Origin of the sequence: Neisseria arctica (genome assembly GCF_022870905.1) — a bacterium.
Lineage (GTDB): Bacteria > Pseudomonadota > Gammaproteobacteria > Burkholderiales > Neisseriaceae > Neisseria > Neisseria arctica.
The window spans coordinates 477,135-493,277 of the sequence record NZ_CP091510.1 but is presented as its reverse complement, the minus strand read 5'-3'; the positions used below and the strand labels follow the sequence as shown (position 1 = coordinate 493,277).

Annotated in this window: 12 protein-coding genes and 5 tRNA genes; 10 read left to right on the top strand and 7 right to left on the bottom strand. The window is 43.8% G+C overall.

All coding sequences use genetic code 11. The features are described 5' to 3' along the window. Nucleotides 1-147 precede the first annotated feature (147 nt). The 8 genes from LVJ86_RS02185 to LVJ86_RS02150 all read left to right on the top strand — a co-directional run bounded on the left by LVJ86_RS02185 (nucleotide 148) and on the right by LVJ86_RS02150 (nucleotide 4,448). Nucleotides 148-897 carry an SDR family oxidoreductase gene (locus tag LVJ86_RS02185; protein WP_047760739.1) on the top strand — a complete coding sequence of 250 codons (750 nt, stop codon included), beginning with the start codon at nucleotides 148-150 and terminating at the stop codon, nucleotides 895-897. Nucleotides 898-1,147: 250 nt separating this feature from the next. Beyond that, nucleotides 1,148-1,717, top strand: coding sequence for a CDP-diacylglycerol--glycerol-3-phosphate 3-phosphatidyltransferase (gene pgsA / locus LVJ86_RS02180; protein WP_047760740.1), 570 nt, complete (start codon nucleotides 1,148-1,150; stop codon nucleotides 1,715-1,717). A 69-nt stretch (nucleotides 1,718-1,786) separates the two neighbouring features. Next, nucleotides 1,787-1,862 (top strand) — tRNA-Gly (locus tag LVJ86_RS02175). A 22-nt stretch (nucleotides 1,863-1,884) separates the two neighbouring features. After that, nucleotides 1,885-1,960: transfer RNA gene (locus tag LVJ86_RS02170), tRNA-Gly, on the top strand. A 22-nt stretch (nucleotides 1,961-1,982) separates the two neighbouring features. Further along, nucleotides 1,983-2,058: transfer RNA gene (locus LVJ86_RS02165), tRNA-Gly, on the top strand. 48 nt (nucleotides 2,059-2,106) lie between these two features. Then, a tRNA-Cys gene (locus tag LVJ86_RS02160) sits at nucleotides 2,107-2,180 on the top strand. Between the two features lie 131 nt (nucleotides 2,181-2,311). Continuing rightward, nucleotides 2,312-2,401, top strand: a tRNA-Leu gene (locus LVJ86_RS02155). Nucleotides 2,402-4,037: 1,636 nt separating this feature from the next. After that, nucleotides 4,038-4,448 (top strand): hypothetical protein, encoded by a 411-nt coding sequence (locus LVJ86_RS02150; RefSeq protein WP_047760741.1) that lies wholly within the window; start codon nucleotides 4,038-4,040, stop codon nucleotides 4,446-4,448. Nucleotides 4,449-4,693: 245 nt separating this feature from the next. Here the strand turns inward: LVJ86_RS02150 and brnQ are convergent, their stop codons facing one another. The 3 genes from brnQ to rluD form a co-directional block, all read right to left on the bottom strand. Beyond that, nucleotides 4,694-6,025 (bottom strand): branched-chain amino acid transport system II carrier protein, encoded by a 1,332-nt coding sequence (brnQ, locus tag LVJ86_RS02145; protein ID WP_075968081.1) that lies wholly within the window; start codon nucleotides 6,023-6,025, stop codon nucleotides 4,694-4,696. A 181-nt stretch (nucleotides 6,026-6,206) separates the two neighbouring features. Continuing rightward, nucleotides 6,207-6,983 carry a peptidoglycan editing factor PgeF gene (gene pgeF / locus LVJ86_RS02140; protein ID WP_047760742.1) on the bottom strand — a complete coding sequence of 259 codons (777 nt, stop codon included), beginning with the start codon at nucleotides 6,981-6,983 and terminating at the stop codon, nucleotides 6,207-6,209. Nucleotides 6,984-7,117: 134 nt separating this feature from the next. Next, nucleotides 7,118-8,239 (bottom strand): 23S rRNA pseudouridine(1911/1915/1917) synthase RluD, encoded by a 1,122-nt coding sequence (gene rluD, locus LVJ86_RS02135; protein WP_047760743.1) that lies wholly within the window; start codon nucleotides 8,237-8,239, stop codon nucleotides 7,118-7,120. Between rluD and LVJ86_RS02130 the strand changes: the two genes are divergently transcribed. Both LVJ86_RS02130 and ubiM read left to right on the top strand, forming a co-directional pair. Next, entirely contained in the window at nucleotides 8,238-9,041 is an 804-nt protein-coding gene (locus tag LVJ86_RS02130) for an outer membrane protein assembly factor BamD (RefSeq protein ID WP_047760744.1), read from the top strand. The two genes, rluD and LVJ86_RS02130, sit on opposite strands and share 2 nt — an antisense overlap. A 196-nt stretch (nucleotides 9,042-9,237) precedes the next feature. Beyond that, complete coding sequence (gene ubiM / locus LVJ86_RS02125) at nucleotides 9,238-10,422, top strand: 5-demethoxyubiquinol-8 5-hydroxylase UbiM (RefSeq protein WP_047760745.1); 1,185 nt, start codon at nucleotides 9,238-9,240, stop codon at nucleotides 10,420-10,422. 230 nt (nucleotides 10,423-10,652) lie between these two features. On the opposite strand, the gene rpmG is transcribed toward ubiM, so the two are convergent. From rpmG to LVJ86_RS02105, 4 genes are all read right to left on the bottom strand, one after another. Next, entirely contained in the window at nucleotides 10,653-10,808 is a 156-nt protein-coding gene (gene rpmG / locus LVJ86_RS02120; RefSeq protein WP_003684373.1) for a 50S ribosomal protein L33, read from the bottom strand. 26 nt (nucleotides 10,809-10,834) lie between these two features. Beyond that, nucleotides 10,835-11,068: a 50S ribosomal protein L28 gene (gene rpmB / locus LVJ86_RS02115; RefSeq protein ID WP_002216391.1), complete on the bottom strand. Its 234-nt coding sequence runs from the start codon at nucleotides 11,066-11,068 to the stop codon at nucleotides 10,835-10,837. Nucleotides 11,069-11,432: 364 nt separating this feature from the next. Then, nucleotides 11,433-12,866 (bottom strand): efflux transporter outer membrane subunit, encoded by a 1,434-nt coding sequence (locus LVJ86_RS02110; protein ID WP_047760746.1) that lies wholly within the window; start codon nucleotides 12,864-12,866, stop codon nucleotides 11,433-11,435. Between the two features lies 1 nt (nucleotide 12,867). Then, nucleotides 12,868-16,140, bottom strand: coding sequence for an efflux RND transporter permease subunit (locus tag LVJ86_RS02105; protein ID WP_082131245.1), 3,273 nt, complete (start codon nucleotides 16,138-16,140; stop codon nucleotides 12,868-12,870). Nucleotides 16,141-16,143: the final 3 nt, after the last annotated feature.

The following is a 16,143-nucleotide window of genomic DNA, read 5'->3' as shown; positions in this document are numbered from 1 at the left end:
ATTGGCCATAAATCATTTATACACCTTTCTTTACAGATAGCCATTTGATTCATTTTATATTTACTGGTTTCCGACCTCTTCAAACCTTATAATGCTTTTATTTTAGTAAGCACACACTATCAAATAACTGTTTTCCAAGGAGAGATAATGGCTATTTTAATAACCGGCGCTTCCGCCGGATTTGGCTTAGCAATGTGCCATAGCTTTATAAAAGCAGGATTTCAAGTAATCGGAGCAGCTAGACGCATAGATAAGCTGCAGGAACTACAAGACATATTAGGCTCTAAATTTACGGCTCTGGAGATGGATGTATCCAACAAAGAAAGTATTCGTAACGCATTAGAAAGACTACCTGAGCCCTTCCAACAAATAGACTGCCTCATCAATAACGCAGGTTTGGCACTGGGCTTGGATCCTGCATATAAAGCAGATTTTGAAGACTGGGAAACCATGATCCAAACCAATATCATCGGACTCACTTATCTAACCCGGCAAATACTACCTCAAATGGTAACCCGTAATAGTGGTTACATTATCAATATCGGTTCGATCGCCGGCACCTATCCCTATCCCGGAGGTAATGTATACGGTGCAACCAAGGCATATGTAAGACAATTTAGCTTAAACTTACGTGCCGACTTAGCAGGAACCGGTATACGCGTTAGCAATATAGAACCGGGATTATGCGGAGGAACCGAATTTTCCAATGTACGCTTCAAAGGCGATCATGAAAAAGCGGCCCAATTATACGAAAAAGTACAATTCATTCGTCCCGAAGATATTGCAGACACCGTATTATGGTTATATCGCAGTCCAGCGCACATGAACGTAAACAGTATAGAAATCATGCCTGTTGCCCAAAGCTTTGGCGCATTACCTGTTCATCGCGAACCATAAAATGATACAGCATCCGAAAGCCTTCTCAAACACGACATACCTCATTCCGAGAAGGTTTTCTGTCCGCTAAGAAGAAAAGTTAGAATAAAATACTCCGACTGGCCATCAGGACCTGCAATAAACATAAAAACTTAATGATGACCGGAGATCCGAATCTGCCAGAAATCCACAAGCATCATCATAAATTCGCTATAATAGGCCATATTTTAGCCCTCCTGATAACTTCAAAAAAGAGAGTCTTGCCGAAACCATGCCGTGGAACATCCCGATTTTCCTCACTTGGATGCGCGTCCTGCTCATTCCGGTATTTACTATCTTATTTTTCTTACCCAAAGAGTGGCTAAACGACCATATCACCGTCAATTGGCTAGCTGCATTTATCTTTGCTGCCGCAGCGATAACCGATTGGTTTGACGGATTCTTAGCCCGCCGCTGGAAGCAAACATCCGATTTCGGGGCCTTTCTGGATCCTGTAGCCGACAAACTGATGGTTGCCGTTGCATTGATCCTACTTGTCAGCTTGGGGCGCACATACGCCATATTTGCCATGATTATCATTGGCCGTGAAATTACTATTTCCGCTTTACGCGAATGGATGGCTCAAATGGGTAAGCGTGGCAGCGTTGCTGTAGCCACCATAGGTAAATTTAAAACTGCAGCACAAATGGCAGCCATTTTATGCTTACTCGTCGGCCTAAGAAATTTTTACGGTTTTGACTTAATATATATCGGCAATATGCTGATGTTGATTGCATCAATATTAACCATTTGGTCTATGTTCTATTATCTTAAAATGGCTTGGAAAGAGTTTCAACAATAATTTTTCCTAAATGCTTGACATTTATTTTTTAGACACTATAATAGCTTTCTCTCTTCACTAGAGAACAAAGCGGGAATAGCTCAGTTGGTAGAGCGCAACCTTGCCAAGGTTGAGGTCGCGAGTTCGAGACTCGTTTCCCGCTCCAAAATTAATTTTGACATACCCACGCGGGAATAGCTCAGTTGGTAGAGCGCAACCTTGCCAAGGTTGAGGTCGCGAGTTCGAGACTCGTTTCCCGCTCCAAAATTAATTTTGACATACCCACGCGGGAATAGCTCAGTTGGTAGAGCGCAACCTTGCCAAGGTTGAGGTCGCGAGTTCGAGACTCGTTTCCCGCTCCAAATATAAACCAAGCCGTTTAAACCACAAAACGGCTTGTTTGCAGTTTAGGCGGAATGGCAGAGTGGTTATGCAGCGGCCTGCAAAGCCGTGGACGCCGGTTCGATTCCGACTTCCGCCTCCAAATACAAAAGCCTTAATGGCGGGGTGGCAGAGTGTTTATGCGTTAAGGGATGCAACCCTTATCTAGGCCGGTTAAAATCCGCGCCCCCGCCTCCAGTTAAATATATTCAAGAAATAAAAAGCTTGAGTATAGCCCGGGTGGTGAAATAGGTAGACACAACGGACTTAAAATCCGTCGACCCTAAACAGGTCGTGCCGGTTCGATTCCGGCTCCGGGCACCACACTCAAAAACAGCAGCCTTTTTAGGTTGCTTTTTTTACGCCTTATATCGTCCGATAACACCCACAAGATTCAATCAGAGCAAGGCTTTCAGCCGGTTCACCTATTCTCCTGCCACTGATTTTATATCCAATAACATCTAAAGCATAAAGTAATTCTGCTAAATCAACTTAAAAGAGGGGTATATTTTAGGAATGCTCTATAAATATCCTTGGAAACACCCCCCGAAATGCTGCTAAGTAACCTCAAATTTAAAACACTAAAGCCTACAAGTTTCAGACGGCATTTAAGCCCCCATACTTGGTTATTATCTCGCAGGCAGTAAATTGTAGCGGCTAAATACCATATTGGTAAAAAGAAAGATTGCTTTCAATTGGTAAATACCCCTGCCGTATCACTTGAGGAAGATGAGGCCACCAAATTACTATTCTCCTCGCAGGGAAAGCTTTTACCACATCTAAGAGCAAGCCAAAACCGCAAGAAGCACTGTACAGGTTTAACACCTTCAGACAATTATCCCTCATGGTACACCGTCAACCTATACCGCTGAAAGCCCATAAGGCGGAAAAAGCTATTGCACATACCGGCACTTATAAGCAATATACCGTTGGATAAAACCATTTTGGCAGTCATCGAGAACCTGCTGAATCAAATTGTTGTACAAGGTTCAATTCCTATTACCGAAACATCAGGTAACCAACAGAGGCTATTTTGCATATGCGGTCATGTCGGAATTTACAAATCATAAACCTGTCTAGGCATTAAAGTAGTATTTATCCAACCTCATAACCCAGCATATGTCCGCCTTGCCCTGTACAGAGTACCGGAGTTTTACTGCCGTTTGTCGATGGTCGACATGGATCAACACAACAGAAATGGTGTGTTATTTGATTATGTATTTATTAGGGGCGGTTCATGTGAAAAGAAATCGACGGCAAGGAAATACTATGTGTACTGACAAAAAATGAAATGGCCAAAGCCGCATAAAGTACTCTTGTCTGATTGAATAGTCGGTTGTTGCAAAAACTACACGGTTTAATCAGCCCCCCCTGCTCCCAGCAAAAATACCAGCAACTATATTAGTAGCAATCCCATAAGAAAAATCATCACTGGCATGGATTACAAGTTGCTATTACTATACCCCAAAGCCTCATAAGTCTTGCCAGTAGCTTTTTGAGTGAGCAAGGTTTTAACCCTGACACAATATGATTTGTAACTTGCCAAAGTTGAAGAAAACAAGATACGTACTACCTATAACCAACCGAACTGACTATATATGACAGAACGCCGAGCCATAATGCAATGAATACAGCAAAACGGCACAACGAAGCGACAACCAGCTGAAAAGCCATGATAAACATTAATTTATCTGGATAAATACTCTACCTGTAGAGCCATTATTTTTGTTATTTATTGTGAACGATATAGGCCAGTTAGCCAAACACAATTTATAGGTTGCTTGCACTTACCTCATGATATGAAAACCTATTGCTCGCATATCAATATTTCCGTATGATATTCCAAATAAATTTAAATATGCCTTAAATATATAAATTTATTATATAATATTTGTTCAATTTTATTCTTTATATTACTACTCAATCATTTCTAAAACGTTATCAAATAAGGATCTAAACTATGCTTATTCGTTCAATCTCAACATTATCCCTATCTATAATGTTAGCCGTAACACCGTTAGCAGCTATTGCAAACAGCGATAAGCCTGTTAAAACGGTGAATGTACAATTTAAACCCGGCTCCTCCTCCGCTACTTATAAAGGGAAAATTAAAGGTTATGATTTTGACAGCTACCGCTTTTATGCAAAAAAAGGGCAAACCTTAAATATTAATTGGAATAACAGTAATCCGAACATCGATGTTTCAGTACGCTATTTAGGTCAGAATAAAAGTGATGAATTATTAGCAACCTCTGATCAGATTCTCCCTTTTACCGGGCCTTATGAAGTACGTGTTTTACAAACCCGAAATGGAGCCAGAAAAAATAATAATCTACGGCCATATACGGTCAAGATATCAATTACAAATTAAAAAATACCATTAATATTGCAGCAGGTATGGCACATAGTGCCATACCTGCTGCAATAATTTGTGTTTCTCTTCTTAGTCTGTTATTTGAATTAAAGTTTTACTCTCCGCATTAGCAATAAAATATCTATGTTCGCAGGCCAGGATTTTATTATTCTTAAGTAGTAAGTTTTAATTATTAGATTTCTTCCAATCATCATTCTTACTTTAAAAGGCCGTCTGAAACTCAATTTCAGACGGGCTTTAATTTAAGATCTTTTTTTCTTTAAAGCTACATTCAACATACAGCCTAATAAGAATCCTACCAGTGTAGGTAAAATCCATCCCAATCCTACATCATAAAATGGCAACGTATTATTGATAGACTCTAAAGTTTTAGCGCTAAATCCAAATGCGGTTTTATATGCATCCAACAATCCTACTACCAATGTTGCAAACATCGTGCATGCATAAACAATACGGCTTCCGCCAAAAAAGTTATGCAAAAATGCCAATAAAATAATCACTACTGTTAATGGATAGAGCAACATCAGCATCGGAATAGAGAAACTAATAATACCGCTCAAGCCTTTATTGGCCAAAATACATGAGACAAGTGTAAAAATAATAGCAAAGTTTCTGTAGGAAATCTGAGGGAAAACCCTGTTGAAATACTCTGAACAAGAAGTAATTAAGCCGACAGAAGTGCTCAAACAAGCCAAGAATACAATCACCGCCAACAAAACATTCCCGCCAACACCAAAATAATGTTGAGCCGATAAAGCTAAAACCTGAGCACCGTTATCAAGCAAACCTAACAAGCCAACACTAGTAGCCCCCATATAAGCAATCGAAGCATATACCAAAACCAAACATAGAGCGGCCAAGGCGCCGGCAGCAATAGTTAAGCGCATGATTTGGTTTTGATTTTCAACCCCCATTGATTTCACTGCGTCAATAACAATAATGGCAAACACCAACGAAGCCAATGCATCCATAGTGTTATAACCTTCCAAAAAGCCTGTCAGCACCGGTAATTCTACAAAACCGCCCTGCGCAACCTGTAAATCACTCATGGGCGAAAAAATAGCGGCTCCAACCAAAATTGCAATACTTAACAATAAAGCGGGGGTTAAAACCTTACCAATACGGTCAACCAATTTACCCGGAGAAATAGACAGCCAATAAGTAACGGCGAAAAATACCACACTACTAACAGCCAAAGCGATTTCCTTCCCATATTGGGTCAGCTCACCCAAAAACGGAACGACGCCAATTTCATAAGCTACTGTGGCTGTACGTGGAATAGCAAACATCGGGCCGATAGAAAGATAAAGCAATACGGCAAAAGCAAAACCAAACCACGGAGTGACGCGCGAGGCCAACTCTTGTACATCGCGCGAACCCGAATAACCGATTGCGGCTACCCCCAACAAAGGCAAGCCGACACCAGTCAACATAAAACCAAACATTGCCGACCATAAATTACTACCGGCTTGCTGCCCCATTGCCGCAGGGAAAATCAAGTTGCCCGCACCAAAAAACAATGCGAACAGCATCAAACCTGTGGCGATCATCATACCTTTAATTTTATTATCCATATTATCCAAATATTACCTGCCGAATTATTTATATTTCAGCGATTTATGTTAAACCCACAATTCGTAACATCTTCGCGTGTTACCATGCAAACTTCTTTAAGACAGGCCGTTTTAAATACCGGCTACGGCTCTTTATAAATTTAATATCAAAATTTCAAAAATATCATATCCCCCTTATGCTTTAATCTTTATTTAACCAAATGGCACTTACCATACGTCCGGTTTTCCCGTCCCGACGATATGAGAAAAATGAATCACGTTCCAATACGGTGCAGCGATCCCCGCCGTAAATTTGCGTCACACCTTCCCGCCGCAATATCAAACGTGCCAGCATATAAATATCTGCTAAATACTTACCATCTCCGATCGGCTCGAAGGCTGCCTCCGCCAAAGGCATCTCTCGACAAAAAGCATCATAGACATCCTGCCCTACTTCAAAAGCGTCAGCGCCAATAGCCGGCCCCAAATAAGCCAATATTTCTTCAGGCGGCACGCCCATGGCAGCCACAGTATTTTGTAATATACCGCCCTGCAAACCGCGCCACCCGGCATGTGCCGCTGCAACCACCGTACCCATGCGGTCACAAAACAAAACCGGCAGGCAATCGGCAGTCATCACGGCACAAGCAACCATTCCGCTACGATCTATACTCGCATCTGCATCAGCAGGCACTTCTCCATCAACCGCCTGTACGACATCCGTACCATGCACTTGATTAAGGTATTTTAGAGGTAAGCCGACCTGATTCTGAATTTTTCGCCGATTTTCACAAACAGCCTCATCATCATCGCCGACATGCATACCGACATTCATACTATGAAAAGGCGCCTTACTAACACCGCCGTTACGCGTACTGATTAATGTATGCACATTCGAAGGAGCGGGCCAATCCGCCCGCAGAAATACTGTTTCGCCGTTGCTTATCCCAATTGCCTCATTTAAATCCAATGATTTCATGCTACAGCTTTCTTCTTTCTGTTTTCAGACGGCCTCATAATATATAGAGAGACTGCCATATTTTTCAAAAACACCGATTCTACAATATAAAGTATCAAACATGCATAAAGCATTTTAAAGAAATATCATTCGGCTTAATCACGCACATACATGACTTCAACATCATAGTCATCATCATTCCAATCATCATCGTCATCGCCGCCCAGCTTGTCTTTCCACTCGACCGCGTCGCTCAACGATGAATCCAATCCGGCCTCCAAACGCAAGACTGATAGCAAATGATACATATCCTCCGGAATAGGAGCTTCAAAAGAAACCGTTTCCCCGCGGAGCGGATGAACAAAGCTCAAACGATAAGCATGCAGTGCCTGCCGTGCCAGTCCTTTAACTGCCTCTTTAACCGGATCGGAACATATATGGCGCGGATTACCGTATACGGGATCTCCGGCCAAAGGATGATTGGCTTCCCGCATGTGTACGCGGATTTGATGCGTCCTCCCCGTTTCCAATGCACACTCTATATAACTGTGCGCCCGATAACGTTCCAATACCTTCACATGCGTTACCGCAGGCTTGCCGCCAAACTTCACTACCGCCATTTTTAAACGGTTATGCGGATCACGCCCAATCAAAGTATCGATTTTGCCATCGAAAGGCACGACGCCATTCGCAACCGCACGGTAAATCCGCTTCACCGTACGCGCTTGCAACTGCTGAACCAAATGATTTTGCGCCGGCAAAGTTTTTGCTACAACCATCAAACCGCTGGTTTCTTTATCCAACCGATGTACGATACCTGCCCGTGGTACTTGTGCCAAACCCGGACAATGTGCCAACAAACCATTTAACAAAGTACCGCTCCAGTTACCGGCTGCCGGATGCACCACCAAACCGGCAGGCTTATTAATCACGATTACGGTATCGTCTTCATAAACGATATCCAAATCCATCTCTTCCGCAGTAAAAGCCAATGCTTCATCGCTCACCTTTACGGTTACTGCAATTTGTTCGCCACCTATTAATTTATCTTTCGGTTGTGTTGGTTTATTATCTAGTAAAACCGCACCCTCTTTAATCCATCCGGTCAAGCGGCTGCGTGAGTAGTCAGGCAATAATTTAGCTAAAGCCGCATCCAAACGCATACCGGCAAAGTCGACCGGAATGGTTAAATTTATGCAACTTTCTGCATCAGGGGCTGCCGAAAACTCCAAATCATCGTTATAATCGGCTTCATTGTCAAAGGAAGTGTTTTGCATGAAAAAAATTCTTTTAGTAGTAACTCTAGGCTTGGCATTGGGCGGCTGTGCCGCTACCGGCACCGTAGATAAAGATGCCCAAATGACCCAAGATTGGACAGTAGAACGTCTTTACACCGAGGCGCAAGACGACTTAAACAGCAACAATTATACTAGAGCCATCAAGTTATACGAAATTTTAGAATCGCGCTTCCCTAATGGCCGCCATGCGCAACAAGCGCAGCTTGACACCGCATATGCCTACTATAAAGATGACGAACCTGAAAAAGCCCTCGCCGCAGTTGAGCGTTTCCAGCGTATGTACCCCCAACATCCGAATATGGATTACGCCCTTTATTTAAAAGGCCTCATCCTCTTCAATGAAGATCAGTCTTTCCTGAACAAACTGGCCTCGCAAGACTGGTCTGACCGAGATCCAAAAGCAAACCGCGATGCTTATCATGCTTTTGCGCAATTAATCGAACGCTATCCCAACAGTCGCTACGCACAAGATGCCACCGAACGCATGACCAAGCTGGTAGATGCCTTGGGAGGTAATGAAATTGCGGTAGCCCGCTATTACATGAAACGCGGAGCCTATTTGGCGGCTGCAAACCGTGCGCAAAAAGTGGTTCAGCAGTATCAAAACACACGTTTTGTAGAAGAGGCTCTAGCCATCATGGAGCAAGCCTATCAACGGTTAAACAAACCCCAATTGGCAGACGATACCCGCCGTATTTTGTCGCAAAACTTCCCCAACAGCCCCTATCTGCAAACCGGATGGAAATTGGATAGCATGCCTTGGTGGCGTTATTGGAAATAAGCGATCCGATTAGAAATATTTCAGACGGCATTTTAATAAATGCCGTCTGAATTTTTTATGCTTATATTTAAACTATCCAAGCTTACCTGCATCAGATTTTGACATATATTAAGCAAATTTCAAAAGTTTTCCCTCAAACGGCCGCTTTCGTTTATCCTCACCCAGCTTGAAATATTTATTATTCCAAGGAAGCACCATGACAACGAACAGCGATATTTTAGTTATCGGCGCTGGCCCTGCCGGTTTAAGTTTTGCCGCTGCGCTCGCTGACAGCAGTCTGAATATTACCCTAATAGAGAAAAGTTCTCTGGAAACGCTTCAAAATCCGCCTTATGACGGTCGTGAAATCGCCCTTACCCACGTTTCAAAAAATATTATGCAACGGTTAGGTATATGGCAAAGAATTTCAGAAAGCGAAATCTATCCCCTACGTGATGCCAAAGTATTGAACGGTAATTCTTCCTACCAACTCCATTTCCCCCCTCCCGATCAAACCCTGAATATTTCAGCAGACTGCTTAGGCTATCTTATTTCCAATCACAACATACGCCAAGCGGCTTATGAAAGCATTCGCGATAAAAAAAATATTACTTTATTGTGCAATAGCACCGTAATACATACACAAACCGACACTCAAGGTGTATCAGCAATCCTCGACAACGGCAAAACGTTAACGGCCCGCCTGTTAATTGCTGCAGACAGCCGCTTTTCCCAAACAAGACGCCAGTTTGGCATTTCCTGCGATATGCATGACTACAGCCGGACAATGTTTGTCTGCCGTATGAAGCACACTATCTCCAACCAACATACGGCTTACGAATGTTTCCATTATGGTCGAACCATCGCCCTGCTCCCACTGGAAGAGCACCTCACGAATACCGTCATCACCGTAGATAGCGACAAAGCAGCCGAAATCGAATCTATGACACCTGAAGCGTTAGCGGCAAGTATACAAAAACAGCTCAACCACCGATTAGGCGACATGGAGTTGGCCAGCACCATACACAGTTACCCCTTGGTAGGTATGATTGCCCAACGTTTTTACGGCACCCGTAGTGCTATTATCGGCGATGCGGCAGTTGGTATGCATCCTGTCACTGCTCACGGTTTCAACCTCGGTTTATCCAGTGCAGAGATTTTAGCCACATTAATTCTGAATGCCCACAAGCATCATTTGGATATTGGTTCGGAGCATATCCTGAGCCAATACAATGCTAAACATATGCGCCAAGCCAAACCGTTGTATCATGGTACCAATATGTTGTTGAAATTATTTACCGATGAGACGCCTCCGGCTAAACTATTGCGCAATGCCGTATTAAGAATCGGCAATAATTTCCCACCGATTAAAAAACTGATTACCAAACAGCTTACAGGGTAGCTAATAAGTGAGATGAGGGTTATTTAATATCTAATAGGCCATCTGAAATACATTTTCAGACGGCCTATTTTGAATATAAACAGAGTATAGATAAGAAAGCCGGCTTCGTACAAAACACAAACCAAGCCGCAACATAAGCCGTCTGATTATATTTAGAAGGACTCTTTCAAAATAAAAAACCTTTGTGTAAACACAAAGGTTTTTTAGCACAGACTACTATCAAAAACCAATTATTTCAATTTGGTTTCTTTATAGATAACATGCTTACGGGCTACCGGATCAAATTTTTTGATCTCTAGCTTGCCGGGCATAGTGCGTTTGTTTTTGGTAGTGGTGTAAAAGTGGCCAGTACCTGCACTAGATTCCAATTTGATTTTATCGCGCATTGCAGTAATCCTCAGTAAGCGTTAAATTAAGCTTCGCCGCGAGCACGCAGATCAGCCAATACGACATCAATGCCTACTTTATCAATGGTGCGCAATGCTGCGTTAGATACACGCAGGCGAACCCAGCGGTTTTCACTCTCTACCCAAAAACGACGTGATTGCAAGTTGGGCAAAAAACGACGTTTGGTTTTGTTGTTGGCGTGTGATACGTTGTTGCCAGACATCGGGCGCTTACCGGTCACTTTGCAAACTCGTGCCATGGTCAGTCTCCAAACTTCTAAAATAGTAAAACGTGATTTATATCACGAAATACCCTCTTCTTTCAAGTAGCTTTTTGAAACAGCTATAATTTCAGAAGCAAACCAAATAGAATATGTTGTGTTTTACCAAACAAGTAATCTTAACAAGATAAAAAATACCTCCTTGCAACAATAAAAAATCACTCGCCACCAAAAGTAACGCTCAATTTACGCAAAGCCTGCACTAGCGGCCTGATTACCTCATGAATCGTGCTTAATCGGCTTGATGAAAACCATGTGTAATTCTCATAAAAAATGCCGTCTGAAAATATTCATATCCTATTTTCAGACGGCCTCCAGCAACTTATAACATCAATAACATATTTTACTGAGAAACAGGCTCTTCTTGGGTAGTAAAGCGCTTTAAACCTCCTCCAAGTGCTTTATATAGGTCGGCTAAATTTTCCAAACGAGTAAGCTGCGTGCTCAATAAAGCCGTATCCGCACCATAGCTACTACGTTCTGCATCTAGCAAATCTAACGCACTGGCCACGCCGTGTTTATAGCGTAAATTAACCAATCTCAAATAATCGGCATATGCTTTGCTTTGGCTAACATTCGCCGCATACGTTTTATCCAGCTGCTCCCGTGCGACCAAAGCATCAGCAACATCTCTGAAAGCCGACTGTACAGCCGCTTCATAATTAACTACTTCTACTTGTTGTTTCAATTTTGCATAGTCCAAATTGGCAACATTACTACCCCAATTGAAAATCGGCAGATTAATACTGGGCGCAAATGTCCAAGTACGGTTACCAGCACCGAACAAACCGCTCAACTCAGTAGATCCGGTTCCCACCATACCCGTGAGACTGATGCTCGGGAAAAAGGCGGCGCGGGCCGCTCCGATATTGGCATTGGCTTGTTTCAAAGCAAATTCTGCGGCACGAATATCCGGTCGGTTCAGCAATACTTCCGAAGATAATCCGGCAGGCAGCCGCTCAATTTTAAACTGCTTACTTAAAGGCAACCCATCCGGCAAATCATCAGGTAACGGTTGGTTAATCAACACCGCCAAAGCATTACGCGCTTGTTCCCTGCCTTGTACCGCAGAGGAGTAAGATGCCTTCGCTGCTTCAATTAGTGCTTCCTGCTGCCGTAAATCGACTGCGGATATTACTCCTGCCTTATGCTTCAATTGAGTCAGCTTATAAGTTTGTTCGCGGGTTTTTAAAACATTTTGCGCCAACTTCATGCTTTCTTCGGCATAACGCTCATTGAAATAGGCCTTTGCCACCCCCGCAATCAAAGCCAAATGGGCAGAATCTTTACCGGCCACAGTTGCAAAATAACTTTGCAAAGCAGCCTCTGCATTACTACGTGCCTTGCCGAACAAATCTATCTCATAAGCCGTAATGCCCAAACCTATATTATAGGCAGAGGAAATAGACGAAGCTCCTCCGGCCAGGTCTGCAGCAACACGCGACCGACTGCCGCTACCGCTGGCATTGATACCAGGCAGTAATGAGGCTCTGCTGATCATATATTGAGAACGCACAGCCTCTGCATTGAGTGCCGCTGCCTTCAGATCCGTATTCTGAGCCAAAGCCAACTCAATCAGCCGATGTAAGCGCGGGTCTGCAAAATAATCCTGCCACCCCAAAGAGGCTGCTTGGATTCCGGGCTCGGCAGTATCATATTTAAAAGAAGTGGGTATATTCACCGCAGGTTGCTCATATTTCGGAATCATCGTACATGCCGACAAAATGAGACCTGCCGCCACCGCAGTCAAAACAGGTTTTATAGTTGTCATTTTCATCTTAACTATCCTTGCTTTCATCTTCCGTCGGATAAGTATGCTCAAGTGAGCGACTACCTGTTTGCGCATCATGCAGGTACTTATCGGCCATTTCAGGCGTAATGCCGACTTCTACCGCATGCTGCCGCGCACGTTCCTGCTCATGTGTACTACCCTTAAAGAGTTTGCGCACTACGACATAAAACAACGGCACTAAGAAAACAGCCAATACTGTACCAATCAACATACCCCACAATACGGTTGTACCAATGGCACGCTGGCTTGCAGAACTGGCACCCGATGCCACGTATAAAGGCACTACACCCAAAATAAATGCGAACGAAGTCATAATAATCGGACGGAAGCGTAAATGAGCCGCAGAGAGTGCCGCCTCAACCGCCGTTTTGCCTTGGGCTTGTAAGTCTTTGGCAAACTCAATAATCAAGATAGCATTTTTGGCACTTAAACCGATAACCGTAATCAAGCCTACTTGGAAATAAATATCATTGAGATATGAAGGTGGCAAGCCCAAAAGACCACCGGTCAGATTGCGACCGGTTACCCCCAGCACCACACCTAAAAACCCCAACGGCACCACTAAAATCACAGCCAACGGAATCGACCAGCTTTCATACAAAGCGGCCAAAGCCAAAAACACAGCCAAAATAGCAAAACCGTATAGGATCATAGTTTGCGACTTACCCTTGGCTTCCTCTCGCGACTGTCCTGCCCATTCAAGGCTGTAGCCGTCCATTTCATTCACCATGCGTTGTACTTCAGCCATTACTTCACCGGATGAATAACCGGCCGCGGCCGCACCGTCAATCTGCATTGCCGGATAACCGTTAAACCGAACACTTTGTTCCATACCCGTTTGCCAAGATGCAGTCGCTATCGACGCAAGCGGTACGGCAATACCCGAGCTGTTAGGTACAGTAATACGTAATAGATCCTCAGGCTGCATGCGGGAGGCAGCATCAGACTGTACGATAACACGTTGCAACCGGCCATTATTCGGGAAGTCATTAATATAAGCCGACCCCAAAGCCGCCCCTAGAGCAGTACGGATGCTGGAAAAATCGATTCCTTGCGCAGCTGCTGCCAAACGGTCGATTTCAATTCTCAATTGAGGAGCATCTTCCAAACCTGAAGAACGCACATTGGCCGGATTAAACATCGGATTCTGGCGCATTTTTCCAATTAGCTCGTTACGCTTGGCAAGTAACGCGGCATGACCGTTATTATTACGATCCTGCAAATACATGCTAAACCCAGAACTTGTACCAAGCTCCATAATAGCCGGCGGATTCAATACCAAAGCGAAACCGTCTTTCACGCTTCCCATCAGCGCACCGGTAATCTTGCCGGCAACAGAAGAAGCATCGCTACCCGGAGCCTTGCGCTCACTCCAGTCTTTCAATGTAACGAAACCAAAACCCATATTCTGTCCCGAACCTGCAAAGCTGAAGCCCGAAACACCAATAAAGCTTTCCACTTCCGGCATTGAGGTGATTACCTTATTAGCTATAGCTAAAGTGGCATCCGTACGCTCTTTGGTGGCGCCCGCGGGCAGCTGTACCATCATCATTAAGCTGCCTTGGTCTTCCTGAGGTAGGAATGAGCTGGGGATACGCATGAATAAGAATGCCGCAATACCACCCAACGCCAAATAAACCATCATCATACGGAAAGTTTTACGTAAAACTTTAGCAACCCACCCTTCATAACCATGCGTCCATGCCGTAAATTTACGGTTAAACCAACCGAAAAATCCGGTTTTTTCATGGTGCTGTCCTTTGGGGATTGGTTTCAACAAAGAAGCACATAAAGCAGGTGTCAGCGAAAGAGCCAAAAAGGCAGAAAAAGCAATCGCAATTGCCATAGTTACGGCAAACTGTCGGTAAATATTTCCTGTTACCCCACTGAACATCGCCAAGGGGACAAATACCGAAATCAAAACGGCGGTAATACCGATAACCGCGCCGGAAATCTGTCCCATTGCTTTTTTAGTAGCTTCCCGTGGCGACAAACCTTCTTCCGCCATAATCCGCTCAACGTTTTCCACCACTACAATCGCATCATCAACAACAATTCCAATAACCAATACCATAGCAAACATGGTTAATACGTTAATCGACATTCCCAAATACCAAATAGATGCGAAAGCTCCTAATAGAGAAATCGGCACTACGATAGTAGGGATAAGGGTATATCGGATATTTTGTAAAAACAAAAACATCACGATAAACACCAGCACAATTGCCTCAAGAAGGGTGTGCACTACTTTTTCAATAGAGATGCTGACAAATTTAGATGTGTCGTAAGGTGCACTCCAAGTCAAATCTCCGGGGAAAAAGCGCTGCAGCTGCTCCATTTTCGCTCTTACTGCAGCAGCCGTTGCCATGGCATTACCGCTATTTGACAACATTACAGCCATGCCGACAGAAGGCTCGCCATTTAAACGTGTAGACGAACTGTAGCTTTGGCTGCCCAACTCGATTTTTGCTACGTCCTGCAAATAAACGTTCGCTCCGCTATTATTGGAGCGCAAAATAATCTTACCGAACTCTTCTGGAGTGGCCAGTTGCCCATCCACCGTTACCGTAGCACTGATTGTTTGCCCTGCAACCGCCGGCAATGCTCCCAGTGTACCTGCTGAGATTTGTGCGTTTTGAGCGCTGATAGCTGTCGATACATCTGCAAACGATAAGTTGTAATTTTGTAATTTGGCAGGATCAACCCAAATTCGCATCGCGCGCTGCGAGCCAAACAAACGGGCATCACCTACTCCATCGATACGCTGTACCTCTGGTTTGATATTGCGTTCGATATAGTCAGCAATATCTTCTGTCGTCATCGTTTTAGACGACATCATCAAGACCATCAGAAAATTTGAGCGCGATTTGGATACCACTACCCCGTTTTGCTGAACCGTAGCGGGGAGTGCGGCCGTAATTTCAGAAAGTTTGTTTTGAACATCAACTTGCGCGAGGTTTTCGTCAACATTGGGTTTAAAAGTAAGGCTAACCGTACCTGAGCCGCTGGAAGTTGCATTGGTAGACATATAATCCAAGCCTTCTACACCATTCATATTGCGTTCGATTACCGACAGAACGCTGTCTTCCATCACTTGTGCAGAAGCTCCCGGATAAGTGGCCGTCAATGTAATTGTCGGCGCTCCAACCGAGGGATATTGTGATACCGGCAGATTTTGAATGCCAAGTAAGCCGGCAATGATGATAAAAATCGCAATTACCCATGCAAAGATAGGTCGGTCAATAAAAAACTTTGCCATTTC

What these genes read in the sequence shown, in the direction of transcription:
- LVJ86_RS02150 (WP_047760741.1), top strand. Translation starts at nt 4,038, where the DNA reads ATGCTTATTCGTTCAATCTCAACATTATCCCTATCTATAATGTTAGCC.
- LVJ86_RS02110 (WP_047760746.1), bottom strand. Translation starts at nt 12,866, where the DNA reads ATGAAAATGACAACTATAAAACCTGTTTTGACTGCGGTGGCGGCAGGT.
- LVJ86_RS02105 (WP_082131245.1), bottom strand. Translation starts at nt 16,140, where the DNA reads ATGGCAAAGTTTTTTATTGACCGACCTATCTTTGCATGGGTAATTGCG.
- pgsA (WP_047760740.1), top strand. Translation starts at nt 1,148, where the DNA reads ATGCCGTGGAACATCCCGATTTTCCTCACTTGGATGCGCGTCCTGCTC.
- rpmG (WP_003684373.1), bottom strand. Translation starts at nt 10,808, where the DNA reads ATGCGCGATAAAATCAAATTGGAATCTAGTGCAGGTACTGGCCACTTT.
- rluD (WP_047760743.1), bottom strand. Translation starts at nt 8,239, where the DNA reads ATGCAAAACACTTCCTTTGACAATGAAGCCGATTATAACGATGATTTG.
- rpmB (WP_002216391.1), bottom strand. Translation starts at nt 11,068, where the DNA reads ATGGCACGAGTTTGCAAAGTGACCGGTAAGCGCCCGATGTCTGGCAAC.
- ubiM (WP_047760745.1), top strand. Translation starts at nt 9,238, where the DNA reads ATGACAACGAACAGCGATATTTTAGTTATCGGCGCTGGCCCTGCCGGT.
- LVJ86_RS02130 (WP_047760744.1), top strand. Translation starts at nt 8,238, where the DNA reads ATGAAAAAAATTCTTTTAGTAGTAACTCTAGGCTTGGCATTGGGCGGC.
- pgeF (WP_047760742.1), bottom strand. Translation starts at nt 6,983, where the DNA reads ATGAAATCATTGGATTTAAATGAGGCAATTGGGATAAGCAACGGCGAA.
- brnQ (WP_075968081.1), bottom strand. Translation starts at nt 6,025, where the DNA reads ATGGATAATAAAATTAAAGGTATGATGATCGCCACAGGTTTGATGCTG.
- LVJ86_RS02185 (WP_047760739.1), top strand. Translation starts at nt 148, where the DNA reads ATGGCTATTTTAATAACCGGCGCTTCCGCCGGATTTGGCTTAGCAATG.